This is a genomic window from Chloroflexota bacterium (assembly GCA_018648225.1).
Lineage (GTDB): Bacteria > Chloroflexota > Anaerolineae > Anaerolineales > UBA11858 > NIOZ-UU35.
Window position 1 is genome coordinate 1 of record JABGRQ010000036.1, and the last position, 17,833, is coordinate 17,833.

The following is a 17,833-nucleotide window of genomic DNA, read 5'->3' on the forward strand; positions in this document are numbered from 1 at the left end:
TTAGATGCAAGAAATACTTTTAGGTTTCAAGTTTGGCCTGACGGTTGTGTTGCAAGCGCCGATTATAGCATCCCTGACGATAGCGGCAAGTATTCGCTATGCGACGTAATCCCCCTCATTATATGGGGGGTAAGAATTTACGTTGGAATATCATTGAGCGCGGTATAATCGGAACACTCGGGTTACCCCATAGCCTTTAGTCTTTGATGATTTCTTGATGGAGCTTTATATGTTTGATGAACAACAAATCAATGCCAGGGGAACCGATACCCTTTGGTATACACTCACTTCTGATGAAAGTCTGAATAAATTGGAAGTTTCACTTGAAAAGGGACTTTCCGGGGGGGAAGCGCAGCACCGCCTCACAACCTACGGCCCCAATAAACTAGAAGAAGCCCCGCCCACCACCATCTGGCAGATGCTCTGGGTGCAGCTCACCGATTTTGTGGTTATCTTGCTCATCGTCGCCGCGGTCATCTCTGCTGCGCTGGGCGACTGGGTCGAAGCCGCTGCCATTATGGCAATTGTGGTGCTGAATGCTGTGCTGGGTGTGGTGCAGGAACGCCGCGCCGAGGCCGCGTTGGCCGCGCTGCAAGAATTGGCTGCCCCCGAGGCGGATGTATTGCGAGATGGCAGCCGCGTCAGCGTCCCGGGGCGGGAACTTGTGCCCGGAGATATTGTCTACCTCGAAGCGGGCAATTATATTCCGGCGGATGTGCGGCTGGTGGAGACGGTCAACCTGCGTGTGGATGAGGCCCCCCTGACAGGGGAATCTGTCCCGGTGAGAAAAGACTTCGCAGCCACCTTTGCTCCCGATACTCCCACTGGCGATCTGGATAATACCGCCTTCATGGGAACCGTGGTCACGTATGGCCGCGGCATCGGGGCGGTAGTCGCCACCGGCATGCAGACCCAAATTGGGCGCATCGCTGAAATGTTGCAATCTGTGGAGCAAGAACAAACCCCGCTGCAAAAACGCCTCGACCAGTTGGGGCGCACGCTTGGCTGGGCGGCGCTGACGATTAGCGCGCTGGTTTTTGTGCTGGGTTGGCTGCGCGGCACCCCGCCGTTGGAGATGTTCATTATCGCCGTTAGCCTGGCGATTGCGGCTGTGCCCGAAGGTTTGCCAGCCGTAGTGACGATCAGTTTGGCGTTGGGCATGCGCGAGATGATAAAACGCAATGCCCTCATTCGCCGCCTTTCCTCTGTCGAGACACTTGGCTCGGCTACCGTCATCTGCTCCGATAAAACCGGCACCCTGACTCAAAACGAAATGACTGTCACCCGTGTGGCCGCCGATGGCGAGTTTATCGAAGTTACCGGCAGCGGCTATACACCTGAAGGCGATTTCTTGTGCGCGGGTGAAACTGTCAGGCTGAATGATTATCCCGCCATTCTGACGACCTTGTGGATTGGCGCGCTGAACAACGACGCGCTGCTGGAAGCGCAACCCAGCGAAAAAGGCGAGTCCACGCATCGGATCGTAGGCGACCCCACCGAGGGCGCGCTGCTCGTCGCTGCCGCTAAGGCAGGTGCCCTGCCCGGGCCGCTGAATCAGGCTTATCCGCGCATTCAGGAAATTCCCTTTGATTCCGAGCGCAAACGCATGGTCACGGTGCATACCGTCAACGACCCGAAGCCAGAAGACCTTTCTCCATTTTATGACGACAAGCAGCGTCAGTGGTTTGTGGTAGCCGAAAAGGGCGCCCCCGATGTGGTTTTGCAGCAGTGTACGCATTATCAGAACCGGAACGATCAGGCTGTACCGCTGGATGATGAGCAGCGCCGCCGCATTTTGGAAGCCAACGATAGCATGACAGCAGACGCGTTACGCGTGTTGGGCGTTGCATACCGCATTTCGGATAATTTGGATAATGACAACGACGGCGAATTTCTGGACGATGGCCTGGAAGAGAATTTGATTTTTGTGGGGTTGATTGGCATGATCGACCCCGCTCGCCCCGAAGTGCCGCCCGCCCTGGATATTGCCCGTACCGCGGGCATCCGCACCGTGATGATTACTGGCGACTATCCCAATACCGCCCGCGCCATTGCGCAAGATATTGGCTTGCTCGGCGAACGGCATGGCGTGCTTACCGGTCAGGAACTTGATCTGCTGGATGACGCTGCGCTGCAAGAAGCTGTGCGTCATACCGATGTGTTTGCTCGCGTTTCGCCACAGCACAAGATGCGTGTAGTTCAGGCCTTGCGCGCCAATGGCGAAGTTGTGGCGATGACTGGCGACGGTGTGAATGATGCGCCTTCGATCAAGCAGGCCGATATTGGCGTGGCAATGGGCATCACCGGCACCGATGTGACCAAAGAGACCGCCGATATGGTACTCACCGACGATAATTACGCCAGCATCGTTTCGGCTGTTGAGCAGGGACGCGTGATTTATAGCAATATCCGCAAATTTGTGTATTACCTGCTCTCGTGCAATCTGGCTGAAATTGCGATTATTTTCCTGGCGACGCTGATGGGTTTGCCCTCCCCTCTGACAGCGATTCAACTCCTGTGGCTGAATCTGATTACCGATGGTGCGCCTGCACTGGCCCTCGGTGTGGAGCGCGGCGACCCCGATATTATGGATCGCCCCCCGCGCCCGCCTTCCGAACCGATCATCAATCGCCGTATGAAAATTGGCATCATTGTGCAGACGGTTGCAATTACTGCGGTAACGCTGACTGCATATCTGATTGGTCTGAACCAGTATCCGGGCAATCAAGAGTTAGCCGAGTCGATGGCCTTTGTGGCGCTCTCCTTCTCGGAGTTATTACGCGCTTTCACCGCCCGATCCGAAGTCTACCCGATTTTGAAAATTGGCCTGTTTACCAACCGCAGCATGAACTGGGCGGTACTCTCCTCGATGGTGTTGCTGCTGGCTGTGATTTACGTTCCCTTCCTACAGCCAGTTTTTGATACCGCTCCTTTGACCTGGGCGCAATGGCAGTATTTGCTGCCGTTGTTGTTCGTCCCTGCTTTTGCAGCAGAAGTAACCAAGTGGTACCTGGCGCGGCGCTCGTAGGTCCCAGACTTCGGAGTTCTTCGAGAACTCCGAAGTCTTTCATTCCTCCTCTACAAACTTCCCCCCGTTAATCTCTCGATCCATCAATTTTCGCTCGTGATTGAAGGTTAGTTCCACTTCGATGGGACGATAGCAGCGCTGGGTGCCAACAATCACCTTGCGGCAAAAATAGGTGTCACTTTGCGCTTTTTTGCCATAGTGGATGCTGAGGTCGTTGTACAGATTGATGCGTGTCTTGATGATCTCGCCGCAGTGGTTGCACTGCACATTCAGCCAATAGACTGGGGTTCGATCAGGCGTGGTGGTCAGGAATTTGGTGATTTTTTTTAAAATGTTCATGGGATTTCCTCACAGACCTCGGAGTTCTCAGCATGATGCCCTCAAACTGGAGAGTCGTCGAGGCTGAGAACTCCGAGGTCTAGCGCGCTACGCGTAAACCACATACTCGCGCAAAAATTTCTCTAGCGTGTTATAAAAATGCTCAATCGTCTCAGGCTTGCGGAAGCCATGGCCTTCGCCCGCGTAGAGATGATATTCATGCGGCACGCCATTTTGTTTCAATGCGGCTACAATTGCATCGGATTGGGCTTTAGGCACAACTTTATCATCCTCCCCCTGGAAGACAATCACCGGGTCTTGAATCTTGTCGGCGAAGAAAATCGGCGAGCGTTGGCGATATAATTCGGCAGCCTCGGGCAAAGACCCCAGCAGCGAATCGGAATAGCGCTCTTCGAATTTGTGGGTGTCGGCTACCAACGAGAATTGATTGGCAACCCCGTACAGGCACACCCCGGCCTTGAACACGCCCGGATAATCTTCCAGCGCTTTGAGCACAGTGAAGCCTCCGGCGCTACCGCCCATAATCACCAGACGGTCATTATCAACGCGGCCTTGCGCCGCCAGATGCCGCGCTCCGCTGACTGCGTCTTCCACATCATAAATGCCCCAATTGCCGCGCAGCATCTCACGGTACAGGCGTCCGTAGCCAGTGCTGCCGCGGTAGTTGACTTGCAGCACGGCAAAGCCGCGCGTGGTGAAGAACTGTGCCTGAGCGTCGAAGCTGGCTCCGCGTTGGCTGGTTGGCCCGCCGTGGATCAAGACCATCAGCGGGGGCAGGCCAACGCCCTCGAACTGCTCACTTTGCGGGGTGTAGAACAGGCCGTGCGCATCGCCGCCATCCATACCAGGCCAGATGATGGCCTCGGACGCGACGTAGGTCTCGGTGGGTAAATCTTCGGGGGCAGAACGCCGCCAAACGCGGCACGCACCCGCGGGGTCGGCGGTGATGATCCGCTTGGGGCATAGGTCGCCGGAGGCCATCAGGGCGATGCGCTCATCGCGCGGATGTACGGCTATCTGCTCCAGCCAGGTATATTCTTTGGGCAACTCAATCTGGCTCTCCGCGCCGCTGACTACGTCCACCTGCCACAGGCTGCTAAACCCATTTTGAATGCGAATACAATAAATGCGTTCACCACCAGGGCTGAAGCCGTAGGTTCTCATGCCTTGCACCCACGCCGGGATGCCATGCTCGGCTACGGCGTGGGTTAATTGCCGCGTCTCGCCGCTCTCAAGATCATATACATAAATCTGCCACCAGCCGCTTTCGTCGGAGACATAGGCCAAAAAACGCCCATCGGGCGAAAATTGCGGCTGGAAGATGGCCGTCTTCTCGTCTCCAGCCACGGTAATAACATCATCAATTCGCCAACCTTCAACCTTCAACTTCCCAACTTTTAAAATTGTCCCATCCCACGGCATTTGCGGATGATTCCACGCAATCCAGGCGATCTTTTCGCCGCCGGGATGCCAGCGGGGTTGCATATAAAAATCGTCGCCGGAGACCAATTTTGTCGGCCAATTTACCCCTTCGGTGTCCACAATGGCAAGTGAGTCTTGATGTTCATAGGTGTGGATGAAGAGTAAGTGCGCGCCATCGGGGGAGATCGCCGGTGAGGCCGCCGCGCCAAACTCGGGGGTGATCGGCTCAGCCGTTCCGCCGCTCTGGGTGGGTTGCCGGAAAAGGCGTTTGCCCTTACTCTCGACGAAATATACCGCCCCGTGCCCGACGCAAAAATCGCCGCCGCCGTAGCCCACGCCCGCGCTGGCCGTATAATCGCTATTCAGGTCGCGAAACGCTTCGCCATCGGGCGGCTGTACCACGAGCACGCCCCCTGCCCCTCGGCTCTCTCGCCATACCAGCGTACCGTCATCGTCCCAGGCGATATCGCTGAGGCTTAGCCCCGCGCCAATGCGCTGAGGACTGATCGGACTGGGCCACAGGCCGAATTGTTTTCTTGTTTTCATAAGGAACTCCTGTTCATTCATCCTATCTTATCATCACTTGTTTCTGTGGTGTACGTGTTGATGCGAATGGTAATCGTATGATGTATACTCTTGCCATGTTTTAGCAGCCATCACGAACTCGTTTTTTTGCGTTTGTTTGCAGGTATTCTTGTCAGAATGATGGGTTTGTAAATACCGAAAGTTGAAGCCATGATGTCCAATCAAATCAGCGACTTGTTTTTACTAGATTTTTCAATCCACTTTCTTAATCACGGTTCCTTTGGTGCTTGCCCGCGCCCGGTTTTTGATGAATATCAAGATTGGCAGCGGAGATTGGAGAAACAGCCAGTATTATTTTTGGGGCGTGAAATGAATATATATGATCGTCAGGCGCGCCAAGCGTTGGAAGCTTACCTGCACACCACCGCCGACAATCTGGCTTTTGTCCCTAACGCCACGCATGGGGTGAATATTATCGCCCGTTCGCTGGCGTTAGGCCCTGGCGATGAAATTTTAACCAGCGACCATGAATACGGCGCTTGTGATTACACCTGGGAATTCGTCTGTCAAAAGACGGGCGCAACATATATTCATCAGCCTATCCCCTTGCCGGTACGTTCATCCGAAGAAATTCTTGAGCAGTTTTGGCGCGGCGTCACATCGCGCACCCGGGTTATCTACTTGAGTCATATCACCTCCCCGACAGCCCTGCGCCTGCCGGTGGAAGCCGTCTGCGCTCGCGCCCGCCAGAATGGCATTTTGACTCTGGTGGATGGCGCCCATGCTCCTGGTCAGATTTCGCTCAACTTGGAAGCAATTGAACCCGACTGGTATGTTGGCAATTGTCATAAATGGATGCTTGCTCCGAAGGGGGCCGGCTTTCTCTATGCTCGCCCTGAAGTGCAGCATTTGGTCAAGCCGTTGATCGTCAGTTGGGGGTATCATGCCGCGCCACAGATCGCCAGTGGCTCGCAATATGTAGATTATCTGAGTTGGACTGGCACCAAAGACCCGGCTGCTTCGCTTTCGATTTCAGCAGCCATTCAATTTATGGAAACACATAATTGGGAGCAAGTGCGTCAGGGATGCCACAATCTGCTCCGCCCGACGATCCAGCGTATTTGCGAGCTGGTGCAAATGGAGCCTCTATATCCGCTGGATTCTGGTCTGTATCATCAGATGGGTATTGCTCCTTTACCACCCAATACCGATATTGCCGCGCTAAAAGAGCGCCTGTATGACGAGTACCGGGTAGAGGTTCCGCTGATAGATTGGAATGGGCGAAAATTCGTGCGCATTTCTGTCCAGGGCTATAATACACAGACAGATTTGGATGCACTGTATATTGGACTGAAGGAGTTGCTGCCCCAGACGCGCATTGGCCTTTAGTGCCATACTTTCATTGTTAAGTCATTTTGCGCGTGGTGTCCAATTGCCGTGCATCGGAAGATATTGTCGCGTCGCTGGCTGCACTGCCTTTTTGAGCTATTCGCAGCTGATATTTTTTCAACACTTGTGTCAACGCAGTATCCAGGTTGACTTGTGTGCTGTTAGCAAGGCAAATCAGCGAAAAGAAAGTGTCGCCCAATTCTGCATCCCAGTTCTTGGAAGGTTGAAAGGTCTCGCGGCCATAATGGGTGGATTCAAGGATTTCTTTGGCAACTTCGCCAAGTTCAGCAACCAAATCGAGCAGACGGCTGACTGTGGAAATCTGTAGCTGGTGCTCTTGTGTAAACTCACGGACAATTTGTTGGTAGTCGAGTGGTGGCATATATAGCTCCTTGAAAATCTTGAAAGACTCTACTTCAAAAAGCTAAAAACGAGATGCGGAACCTTCCATCTGGTGCTTTTTGCAGTAAAGTCATAAAATAAAAAAAATTAATTGTATGATTTATAAAATATCTATATATAAAGAAAAATAAATAAAAATATAAAAAAATATTGACATTATTTATTTTTATATGTACAATCTTGATATATGTACAAGGAAGACAGAGTGTTTAAAAATAAACCTAATCGTTGCGAAAGCAGTATTGTATGCACATTCAGGAGGTAGTGATGACTGTGCAAATGAAAAATGAACAAAAGAGCATTATCAAGCCTGTGTTGAAGGCGCTCTTGTTGATAGCGGTGCCTTTGATGATTGCTGGAGCGCTCAGGTTGAGTTCATACATCCACGGACGGGTCCGTTTTGATGAAGCGTATTTTAGCGCAGAATATCAAGAAGAGTACTCATCCCCTGGCCCGGTAGCCATTTCCCTGGAGACAGCTATCAAAAATGGTGATGCCCAGCTCTATTCAGAACTGACCGGCCTGAAACGTGAAATCATGCTGGAGTCGCGGCCCAAGATGGCCTATATGCTTCTGGTAGAAGTAGATGAAAGCGGATACTTTCATTATCTCTATTTTGATTTTGATACTTTCCACCGCCAAACCCACTACATTAAAGAAGTCAATCAACGCTGGGTAGTTGCGCCCGAAGATGTGTACTTCTACTTCGATAGCGGGCAGTGGCTACGCACGTTTATGCCGCTGGCGATTACGTGGTGGGCCATATTGATAGTGATCGGGCTTCTCAAAGGACTCTCGTACCTGGGCTCACGCACCCGAACGGCCTATGGCTACTAAAAATATGGAACAAACTCAAAAACAACCCCTCCTCACGCCCATCATGCGTTGGTTTATGTTCGCAATGGTGGTTGCCAATATTGCGGGTTCAATGTTCCCGATGATGATGCCCATTTACCTCACCGAACTAGGAGCCAGTATTAGCCAGGTGGGGTTGGTCTTTACACTCTCATCGGTAGCGATTTTGATTTTGCAGCTATTCGGCGGTTGGGTTTCCGATTCGATTGGTCGCCTGCGCGCAATCGCTATTGGCAGCGTTGGCGGGGTATTGGGTTATACAGCTATGCTGCTGGCGCCCTCCTGGCAGTGGATGTTGGTCGCCATCTCCTTTAGCCAGATTCCCTATGCATTGGTTGGCCCCAGCTTTGGCGCGTTCATCGCCGAGAACTCATCCGAAAAGAATCGCGGCAAAGTTTATGGCATCACCGATACAATTTTTCAGATCACCGGAGTCATCGGGCCGCCGCTGGGCGGATTTCTAACCCAATACTATGGATTTAAAATAATGATGCTGGGATCAGCATTGCTATATGCTATCGCGGCGGGGTTGCGCATCTGGATGGCGACGACGATGTCAGCCAGTTCAGACAGGCACCCGCAAAAATTGACCGCCAGCTCTTTCAAAACCAGCCTGAGTTCCATGTGGGCCATGCTGATTGGCGGCGGCGTTATCACCTGGATATTTGTCACCGATGGCGTGCGCGACATTGCTTTCCGCCTATCCGGTGAGTTGCAGCCGCTCTATCTGGAGCAGGTGGCCGGAATCTCGCTGGTGCAAATTGGCCTGCTGGGGTCAATTTTCTCGCTGGCAATGATGATAACCCCAATGCTTTCGGGTATGATTTCCGACCGTTTTGGGGAACGTGTACCGATTTCAATGGGTTTCTTGATGGTTTTTGCAGCCTTCATGATTTTCTTGCAGGTGGATGTTTTCCTGGGATTTGCGATCACATGGGTGGTCTTTGGCTTTGGTGTGGGATTACTCAGCCCGGCGTATCAATCGCTGATCTCGAAGGTGGTGCCGCAAAATTTGCTGGGAGTCTTCTCGGGGATGTTCCGCAGCAGCCTGGGGCTGATCTCCCTGCCTGCCCCGTGGATTGGCGCGCAGCTATGGGAGCGCTTCAGCCCGCGCTTGCCATTCATCATCACTGCGGCTGTAGCCCTGTTGACCGTGATTCCCACCTGGTTCAAATTCAAAATGCCCGATAAGCCAGACCCACCCGCGGACCTGGCAAGTTGATGCAAAAAAGAGCCGCCGGAGGTGTTCACCTCCGGCGGCTCTTTTTTGCTGAATATCAGCCCTTCAGTATGATTTTGATCGCTTCAGCACGCTGTTGGATGCTAGCCGCCAGTTCTTGCTGCTCACGTTGTCCCAATAACCAATCGCCAATGATTACCCCTTCAACATCAGCCAAAGCGGCATAGACCAATTTTAGCAATTGATATGCTTCGCAGGGCGGCTCTGTCAGCGCCAGGAGGGTTTTCTCAATTTGGAGCGTGTGTTGCCGCAGGTGCGAATCCAGCCGATGCAGACGGAACTCCACCGAGAGCGGGATGCCCTCCCACCACAGGGAGGGGGCTTCCAATTCGAAGGCGTGGATATCAGCCAATTCGCGCAAGACGCGTTTATGCAGCGTATCATAGATCGCCATCACTCCGGCCATGGAGAGCCGGTTCATGTTGCGCTCAAAATCTGCAAAAGGCCCGACAAACTCTTCAACTTCGGCGCTGCTCATCTCGCTGGTTTCTTCAACACCCTGGCGATGCTGTTGAACCGCAAACTCGATGCGGGCGAAAAATTCGCGCTCAGCAGCAATGATATGCCCGATCGTGCGCCGCAGGGACCACTCATTTTTCCCCGGCGGAACATCGAAATGTTCATCGTCTACCGTCAGCATGACGGCTTGAAACTGACGGTATGCAGCATGATATTGCGCCAGGGCACGCTGGGCGGTATGGATGCTTTTTCCGCCCGTTGAGCGTTGCGAGATCAAAGTGGCGGCCAGTTGGCGCAATTCTTCGTAAGTGCGCAGAAAAGCAAAGCGAAGCCCTTCGTTGTAGGCGCGCCATTGCCATTCGATTTCGAGATCGTCGTCGGTGCAGTTCTTGGTGATGGCGGCAAAATGCTCAATCGCTTCGATGAGTTTTAACTCAGTCATAATATCTCCCGGATTTATTGCGATAGCGATCCCGACCAGGCTTCAAAATGTTTGCCACCGCGCTCGTCATCCTTAAAAAATGCCAGGTAGGTCATCACGTGCATGCCCACAAATTTCAGTTTGTCAGGGGCTTGCATGGTCATATCATAATAGGAATGCCAGGTGCCAGAGTTGATATAAATCTGGTTGTGCATTACGCTATTATCGAAATAGGTATCGAGTGGTGCAATTTCGTGAAAATGTGTATGCCCGTAGATAATATAATCGGCGGTGCGGTCTTGATAAGCGCTTTCTTTCAGGGCATTTTCTGCAATCGAGATTTTGTCGGCGCCCCAAAGTTTTTGGTTTGCCCAACCGGCTAGTTTGCTCATTGCATCAAAGGAAAGCCCCTTGGCAAAGAAAAGCGCCGCTTCTAACCCGTCGACGGCATCGAAAGCCAGCCACCGATCGTGTGAACGCACAAATCCGGTTTGCAAAAACTCTTCGGCAGCCGTATCCCAAATATTCTTGATGAATGTGGATTGTTCGGGGTCGCTGGCATAATTATTGACCAGGTTATTCACCCACAGAGGGGTGACAATTGCCGGTCGGATATTGGAGAGTTCTTTTAGACCTTCGCTCAACTCCAGAGGCAGGCGTGTGCCCGTTTGACGCCGAACCTCATAGGGGAAGCGCGTCAGCAAATCTATCGTCATGGCATCCCCCACGGTTGAGGCGTCTCGTCCGGCATCCGCGTCATAGTTCATCTTGTCAAACTGATCGCCATGCCGCGCGTAAACGCGGTAATCGCGAAACAATTTCATGATAAAGGGCGATTCTTCGGGGTGGTATGGGAATAGCTCGGCGCTATTTGCCAGACCCAAGGTATCGACAACACGTTGACGTATAGCATCGTATTTCGGGCCAGGCAGATGGAAAAACCAATCGTGGTTGCCCACCATGTAGTGGATGCGCACGGTCAGGGGGATGCGCTCAGCGCTATTATGATCGGGCTGCCCGGCTTGCGTTGCCGGAGGAAGTTGCACAGTTTCGCCGCGGCTGATGCGCTTTAGCAGTTCAAACCCAGCACGGTTATGCTCCAGGATGGCTTCGGTAATTTCGGTAATTTTCTCGGCATAGGCGTTTCCCTGCGGATGATCCCACGGACGGATGGTTTCAACTTCGCCAGTGGCATTGACCAGCCAGCGTTCTGAGCGGATCAAATCGAAGGCATCGCCCAGCAGCAGTAGATCAATCGAGCGGAGGGGCTCGTAACGTCCGTCGGCACGCCAGGAGGCGCGGTAGGCCATGCTGCGCAGCCGCTCGCCAAATACGCTAAATGCATCGGGCGTAATTGAACTGCCAGACGTGCCGTCTTTCAGGTGTAAATCGCTAATGATAACCAGCATATTGCGTTGTACCTCCGGTGCACCAATGAATGGCATTTCTGCGGTAAACAATTACCATGTGACTGCCTTCATTGTACAACAAACTCCAGATTTATGAGTTGGAACTCTGCTGGGTTTCTGAAAATTCCCATGTGGAGTTTCTTACGACAGTTTTCAGAGAATCCTTTTGAAAATAGAAAGATGATCGGTCTGTTATCTGATAGAATTCTCTAGTAACCAAATTGTTGACGAACAGGCGGGGCCCCGTGCCTGGCCTTAGTTTTCTCAAAAGCGCTTCAGAATTTTTAATGATATTTTTTGTTCTCGAAGATTTATGCAAATTCATGCTCGATGGCGATAGCGGCCAATACACGCGCCCGCTGCAAGATGCCCTATATTGAAAGGATAATTATGAAACTCAAAACTGGCGATCTCGCCCCCGATTTCACCCTGCCCGGACATCTGGACAAAACTATTACCTTGTCCGAGTTGCGCGGCAGCAGCGTTGTGCTGGCCTTCTTCCCTCTGGCCTGGACCCCCGTCTGAAGCAACCAGATTCCGTCATATCAGGCAGAATATGCTCGATTCACGGAATCAAGTGTCCAGGTTCTGGGCATCAGCGTAGATCATATCCCTGGGTTACAAGCCTGGGCCAAAAGCCTGGATGAGATTTCGTTCCCACTGTTGAGCGATTTCTGGCCTCATGGCGCAGTAGCCGAAAAATATGGCGTGTTACGCTCCGATGGAAGCAGCGAGCGCGCTATATTCATCATCGATAAAACGGGCATTATTCAGTATATCGACATCCACGACATTGAGGACCAACCCGATAATGAAGTGCTTTTTGCTGAGTTGAAACGCGTAGATCCCGGAGCATTTACCCTGCGGACGGAGAATCTACCCAAAGAAGCAGCGCCCGCCTCAAAAAGCGCCATTGTGATGTACTGCAACCGTTGGTGCCCCGATTGTCGCAAAGCACGTCAGTGGTTTGAGAAACATGAAATTGAATATGAAGATATCGATGTGGTCATCAATAAAGATGCTGCCGAAAAAGCGCGCAGCCTGGCCAGGGGCAAATTGGTGACGCCAACTTTCGATATCAATGGCACCATTATCCTCGATTGGAATGAACGGCGAATAGCTGAGTTGGTGTTGAAATAGCGGCAATGGTGGGTCATTGCGTATAGAAATGTGCATTGGAAGACTTAAAATAAAAAATCTGGCATCGTAGATGCCAGATTTTTTGTGGGCGGTATTGGGCTCGAACCAACGACCTTTGCGATGTCAACGCAACGCTCTAACCAACTGAGCTAACCGCCCGAACTTGTGCTGAATTACCGAATCAGCGAGGGGAATTATACCACTGCCACTTGGGTTTGCAAGACTTTTATGAACATCCGCTACAAATACTCCCGCGCTGCTTTGAGTCTATCGCGCTTGACATATAGATAAACTTCGATTAGAATTCTGAACGTATAGATAAACATCAATTTGATATTGCGTACGCATCAAACTCATGGAAACAGTAACATTTATTACCAACACCGTTGAATTTGCCAAGGCTTTAGCCGATGAAACCCGCCAAAAAATTATGGCGCTGTGTTGCTGCGAATTGGTCAGCGTCAATGACCTTGTTGAAAAGCTCGATGTTGCCCAGCCGACCGTTTCCCATCACTTGAAGATTCTCAAAAATGCTGGATTGGTAAAATCGGAGCGACGCGGCAAGCAAGTTTTCTACACCCTCGATCAGGAGAGTTTGGCACGCGGCTGCTGTCAGGTTGCCGAGGATTTTGCTCCCAATCAGCCCGTAAAAATGGTCATCAGTGTGCCGGAATAAAACGGTGTTTTTTTGCCACAATAAATAGATACATATAAATACTTCTATATAAGGAGAAAAAATGACAACTCAAACATCACAAAAAGCCGCCACAGATATTCGCTCTGCAGTACGAGAGCGCTATGGAAACTTTGCCGAACAACACCAACCTGGATCGCAGGCTGACTGCGGCTGCTCTTCCACACAAAGTTCTTGTTGCAGTCCTTCGGATGATCTTCTTCAGCTGGAAACCGTCGCGCACATCTATGAAGACCCCGCAGCCTTTGATTTGCCCGCCGATGTCACCGAACTTTCCCTGGGGTGTGGGGATCCAGTCACGTTAGCTGCTTTAGAAGTCGGCCAAACCGTATTGGATTTGGGCTCCGGCGGCGGGATTGATTGTTTTCTGGCGGCCAAAAAAGTTGGCCCTACCGGAAAAGTGATTGGTGTGGATATGACCCCCGCGATGCTCGAACGCGCTCGCGCCAACAAAGCAAAACTGGGTGCAGACAATGTTGAATTCCGTTTGGGCGAGATCGAAAACCTACCTGTTGCCGATGAGACTGTGGATGTAATTATCTCCAATTGCGTCATCAACCTCAGCCCCGATAAACCCCAGGTGCTTCGGGAAACGTTTCGGGCGCTGCGTCCGGGGGGCAAATTAGCCGTGAGCGATATTGTTACCGATGGCCCGCTGCCACAGGAAATCAAATCCAGCGTAAGTGCCTGGGCTGGTTGCATTGCTGGTGCGCTGGATGTTCAGGAATTTATTGCCTCTATTGAAGCCGCAGGGTTTGTAGATGTAGAAATGAAAGCGGTATACTGGGGTAAAGAAATGGCAGACGAAGCCATTCGGCAGCTTGATCTTAGTGATAGGTTGATTGAAAACAAGCACATTTTCGATAAAATGATTTTCAGCGCCAAGATTACAGCCCGCAAACCTGAATAAAAGCAAGCTCTATAAAAAAGAGTCCGGAGACTGCTTCGCAGCCCCCGGACTCTTTTTTGTGTTTATGGCAAGAAATTCCAGGGGTTAACTCGGGCGGAACCATACAGAATTTCAAAGTGCAGGTGTGGCCCCGACGAAGCGCCTGTACTTCCCATTGCGCCAACGGTTGCGCCCTGGTATACACTTTCCCCACAATTGACATAGTAGCCATCAAGATGAGCATACAACGATTGCCAGTCGTTGCCGTGATCAATTACTACCAGATTGCCGTAGCCACTGTAGCTCCAGCCTGCATACACCACCACGCCATCATCAATCGCCGAAATCGTATCGCCGGATTTGCCGCCGATGTCAATCCCCGAATGATTTGCCGCTGGGTTATAGTCGTAGCCCGAGAGCCAGTGTCCCGCCGTCGGCCAAATGAATACACCATCGCCGATGATGCCATCAGCCAACGTGCCGCAGTGACCAGGCCCATAGGTGCGCGCAACCGCCGGATTATCGCGCGGGATGCGTGGCGGGCCATAATCGATCAGTGCGCGCGTCCCGCCGGGGATAATCAACATTGTCCCGGCTTCAGCGCTGAAATTCTCAACCGTGGTTTGCGTCAAATCAAAATTATTCCCCGGCCATTGTAAGATTTCATTCGCATCCACGCCATAGAATTCGGCCACTTTAGCGAGTTGCTCCCCCTCACCCCACTTGTGATACGTGCCATCCACGGGCATAATGTTGAGGACTTGCCCCTCTTGCAGTTGATGGGGGTTATCTTGCAACGTGGCCGTATTAGCCCATAGGATCGTTTCGGGTTTCAAGCCGAATTGCTCGGCGATACCAAAAACCGAATCGCCAAATTCAACAGTATATTGGATAATTTTTGAGCGCGCCCGCGTGGGAATGGTGGTATGAATTTTTGCCTGCCGCCCAATCCCTGTACTGCTGATTTGATCTGGGGAGGGCATAGGGGGTAATGCTGCAATATAGCTTTGCGGCGTGGGCGTCATTTGTGGGGCAGAGAGCAGCCCGCCCCCTTCGTTGGGCAATCCGCTCATCACAGCACTTAAGTTGACTGAACGCAACGCCCAAACCACAATGATGACTAATACCAGCGACAGCAAGAGCGTCCCTGAACGCAAAACCGGTTCAACCAAACCGGCATGAGCAATTTGAGTCCAAAATTGCTCAAAAAGACCGGACGACGAATCGTCGCCCGGCGTTTCTTGTTCTGCAACCGCTCTGGGTTGAGCAGGTTCAGGAGTATATTCCTCTTCATCAAAGAGATCGCTATCGTTTAGCGGATCGTATGCCATAAATGTGCCTCAACGCGAGGCATCATATCACCAGCATTTGCGGCAGTCAAGTTAGCAAAAAATGAGTCGCAAAGAGAGATTACTCTCCCTCAAAGGTGATCCCATCAAAAAAATCGTCGCCCACAGCTTCGCTCGGGGCGGGTGAGGCCTGCATGAAGAGGTCTACACTCCCGAAGCCGAGCAACCGAAATAGCCAACGGAAGGCCCCCCCAGTGATTGCTGGTCCAATTTGGCTGGCATGGCATTGCGACGCGGCTGCTTTGCGTTTTTCTACAGCGCGATAGTTGATCTTGACATGGGTAGGAAAATCTACAATCAATTGCGTCAAATCAATATCTTCATTGCGTCCCCAACGACTGGGGTCTTTGCCAAACAGTTGCAACAAACGTATGGCAACGCGCAGAAAGCGTTTTGAAATCGTATGATAATAGAGCCGCCGCGGCTGATATGTTGGCAAATTACTCTGATAAGCAGCATCTCCGGCCATAGAAAAGGCCTGCGTAGCCGCTTTGTGGATGTGAATATGATCCGGATGGCGGTAGCCGCCAATTGGGTCAAAGGTCAGGACAACCTGGGGTTTAAATGCGCGTATCAGATTGGCAACCTGCGCGGCAACATCCTCCAGCGGGGCGTTAATAAATGCCTCGGGGTACTCGTTATCGGGGGAGCCGACCATCCCTGAATCGCGATAGTCAAGAAAATGTACGCCTGCCAACCCCAAGTGACCTGCTGCACAGCGCAGTTCGGCTTCGCGCAAGTCTGCAATTGAAGTAAAGTCCAGCAAATACTCTGGACCAACTTCACCAGCCTCGCCGCGGGTTGCGCAGATGAGGTGTACATCGACGCCGCGCTCGGCGTATAGCGCCAACGTGCCCCCCATACCGAACGATTCATCATCCGGGTGAGCGAGTACAGCTAAAATAGTGGCTTTGTAATTTGAATTAGACATAATTAGTACGATTATACCTTTCTGTTCAAATATATGCTATCCTAAGAGTACCTGGCTTGCCGGGCCATTGCCCGAGCGAGATACGGCTATTGAAATTTAAAAATTTCAAATTTGTAACATTTATTCAATTAAATGACGATAGAATACAGGCATTTCTGCGCCTGCAAAATGTTGGTTGTGGTATAAAAATACCAAATATAATAAAACCTTATAATTGTGGAGTTTCTTTGCAATGGAAGACCGTTTGCAACGTATCATTGCTCAACTGGAACCTCTGGATGAAAAATGGAATGATGCCATTATTCAGTTTCTTTTCGAGCAATTAGAGTCGAATGATGCTTCAGGGGAATCGCGGTGTGTATGGCTGACGGAAATGATGCAACTGATTGAAGCGGTCACAACGATTGCAAATCTGACCGATTATCAAAAGATTGCTGTCAAAGCTGCGGCAGATATACGCAAGCTCATGCAGGCTGAAAATGCTGTTTTTCTGCAATGGAATGCTGTTGCCGAAAAATTGGCTGCGTTGGATGACAGTCAGGCCTTTGAGAGCGAATCTAAACCTCACCATGGCACTCACCCCGACCCGGGTCCGTTCCCTCCTTGGGTGCAAGCCGATCTCTCTACTCAGTCAACAAGCATCATTTCAGCGGAAGATCCGACTTTATCCGCTATCCAGCAAGAGTTTTTAATCACAACCGGTCTGACATTATTTCTGTGGCTGGCTGTAAGAACGGATGACGGCCTGGCGGGGGGAATTTTGGTGACAGATACGCGCCCATCTTTCGCTTTTGAAGTTCATCAACTTGCCATGGGACGTATGATCGCCAGTTGCGCCGGGTCGGCGATTGCTCGCTCGCGGGTGTATGCGCTGGCGGAGTCGCGAGTGCAGGGATTGGAAACGCTGCGCCAGGTAAGCCTGGTGTTGACAAGTCATTTGGATTTGCAGCAGGTTTTGGATAACATCCTTCATCATGCTTTAGTATTGATTCATCGTGCGCAGGATGCTCATATTTTTCTATATGAAGCCAACAACCTGGTATTCAAAGCGGCTTTGTGGGCGGATGGGCGCAAAGGGCAGGCATGGTCGCAGCCGCGCGAGGGCGGGCTGACATATTCTGTAGCCAGAAGCGGGGAATTGATTAAGGTGGATAATATGCGTGATCATACCTTGTATGAGGGCGCGCCGCCAATGTGGGCGGGGTCGATTGTGGGGTTGCCGCTGAAAATTCAAGCGCGCGTGGTCGGCGTGATGACGATTGCTCACCCGGAAACATTTGCTTTCTCACAGCAATTCCCGCTCGATGAGCAGTATTCAAGGAAGAAAAGACAAAACGGAAG

General features: G+C 51.6%; 15 protein-coding genes, 1 tRNA gene and 1 pseudogene. 9 read left to right on the top strand and 8 right to left on the bottom strand.

Translation table 11 applies throughout. The annotated features are described in order from the left end of the window. The first annotated feature begins 229 nt into the window (after positions 1-229). On the top strand, positions 230-3,028 hold the full coding sequence (locus HN413_01680) for a cation-translocating P-type ATPase (protein ID MBT3389100.1): 2,799 nt from the start codon (positions 230-232) through the stop codon (positions 3,026-3,028). A 39-nt stretch (positions 3,029-3,067) separates the two neighbouring features. On the opposite strand, the gene HN413_01685 is transcribed toward HN413_01680, so the two are convergent. Continuing rightward, a complete protein-coding gene (locus tag HN413_01685) occupies positions 3,068-3,367 on the bottom strand; it encodes a hypothetical protein (protein MBT3389101.1) in 300 nt (99 codons plus the stop codon). A gap of 87 nt (positions 3,368-3,454) precedes the next feature. Beyond that, positions 3,455-5,335 carry a S9 family peptidase gene (locus HN413_01690; protein MBT3389102.1) on the bottom strand — a complete coding sequence of 627 codons (1,881 nt, stop codon included), beginning with the start codon at positions 5,333-5,335 and terminating at the stop codon, positions 3,455-3,457. Between the two features lie 189 nt (positions 5,336-5,524). Here HN413_01690 and HN413_01695 point away from each other — a divergent pair, with 189 nt between their 5' ends. After that, positions 5,525-6,703, top strand: coding sequence for an aminotransferase class V-fold PLP-dependent enzyme (locus HN413_01695; protein MBT3389103.1), 1,179 nt, complete (start codon positions 5,525-5,527; stop codon positions 6,701-6,703). A 16-nt stretch (positions 6,704-6,719) separates the two neighbouring features. Here the strand turns inward: HN413_01695 and HN413_01700 are convergent, their stop codons facing one another. Continuing rightward, the gene (locus HN413_01700; GenBank protein ID MBT3389104.1) at positions 6,720-7,085 is read right to left on the bottom strand and encodes a nucleotide pyrophosphohydrolase; all 366 of its coding nucleotides are present in this window, start codon (positions 7,083-7,085) and stop codon (positions 6,720-6,722) included. Between the two features lie 287 nt (positions 7,086-7,372). On the opposite strand from HN413_01700, the gene HN413_01705 reads away from it, so the two are divergent. Both HN413_01705 and HN413_01710 read left to right on the top strand, forming a co-directional pair. Next, positions 7,373-7,942, top strand: coding sequence for a hypothetical protein (locus tag HN413_01705; protein MBT3389105.1), 570 nt, complete (start codon positions 7,373-7,375; stop codon positions 7,940-7,942). Continuing rightward, entirely contained in the window at positions 7,932-9,182 is a 1,251-nt protein-coding gene (locus HN413_01710; GenBank protein ID MBT3389106.1) for an MFS transporter, read from the top strand. Before HN413_01705 ends, HN413_01710 begins: the two co-directional genes overlap by 11 nt. Positions 9,183-9,237: 55 nt before the next feature. Here the strand turns inward: HN413_01710 and HN413_01715 are convergent, their stop codons facing one another. After that, positions 9,238-10,101 (bottom strand): DinB family protein, encoded by an 864-nt coding sequence (locus tag HN413_01715; GenBank protein ID MBT3389107.1) that lies wholly within the window; start codon positions 10,099-10,101, stop codon positions 9,238-9,240. 14 nt (positions 10,102-10,115) lie between these two features. Continuing rightward, positions 10,116-11,489, bottom strand: a complete 1,374-nt coding sequence (locus HN413_01720; protein ID MBT3389108.1) for a hypothetical protein — start codon at positions 11,487-11,489, stop codon at positions 10,116-10,118. 390 nt (positions 11,490-11,879) lie between these two features. Here HN413_01720 and HN413_01725 point away from each other — a divergent pair, with 390 nt between their 5' ends. Further along, positions 11,880-12,014 (top strand): redoxin domain-containing protein, encoded by a 135-nt coding sequence (locus tag HN413_01725; protein ID MBT3389109.1) that lies wholly within the window; start codon positions 11,880-11,882, stop codon positions 12,012-12,014. A gap of 9 nt (positions 12,015-12,023) precedes the next feature. Continuing rightward, positions 12,024-12,335 (top strand): annotated as a pseudogene (locus HN413_01730) (redoxin domain-containing protein). Between the two features lie 379 nt (positions 12,336-12,714). Here HN413_01730 and HN413_01735 read toward each other — a convergent pair. Then, a tRNA-Val gene (locus HN413_01735) sits at positions 12,715-12,788 on the bottom strand. Positions 12,789-12,984: 196 nt separating this feature from the next. Here HN413_01735 and HN413_01740 point away from each other — a divergent pair. After that, a complete protein-coding gene (locus HN413_01740; protein MBT3389110.1) occupies positions 12,985-13,305 on the top strand; it encodes a winged helix-turn-helix transcriptional regulator in 321 nt (106 codons plus the stop codon). A gap of 61 nt (positions 13,306-13,366) precedes the next feature. Next, the gene (gene arsM / locus HN413_01745) at positions 13,367-14,233 is read left to right on the top strand and encodes an arsenite methyltransferase (GenBank protein ID MBT3389111.1); all 867 of its coding nucleotides are present in this window, start codon (positions 13,367-13,369) and stop codon (positions 14,231-14,233) included. 62 nt (positions 14,234-14,295) lie between these two features. On the opposite strand, the gene HN413_01750 is transcribed toward arsM, so the two are convergent. Beyond that, entirely contained in the window at positions 14,296-15,543 is a 1,248-nt protein-coding gene (locus HN413_01750) for a peptidoglycan DD-metalloendopeptidase family protein (GenBank protein ID MBT3389112.1), read from the bottom strand. Positions 15,544-15,622: 79 nt separating this feature from the next. After that, positions 15,623-16,492: a GlcNAc-PI de-N-acetylase gene (locus HN413_01755; protein ID MBT3389113.1), complete on the bottom strand. Its 870-nt coding sequence runs from the start codon at positions 16,490-16,492 to the stop codon at positions 15,623-15,625. Between the two features lie 232 nt (positions 16,493-16,724). On the opposite strand from HN413_01755, the gene HN413_01760 reads away from it, so the two are divergent. After that, positions 16,725-17,833, top strand: a 1,109-nt coding sequence (locus tag HN413_01760) for a GAF domain-containing protein (protein ID MBT3389114.1), incomplete at its 3' end; no start/stop codon positions are given.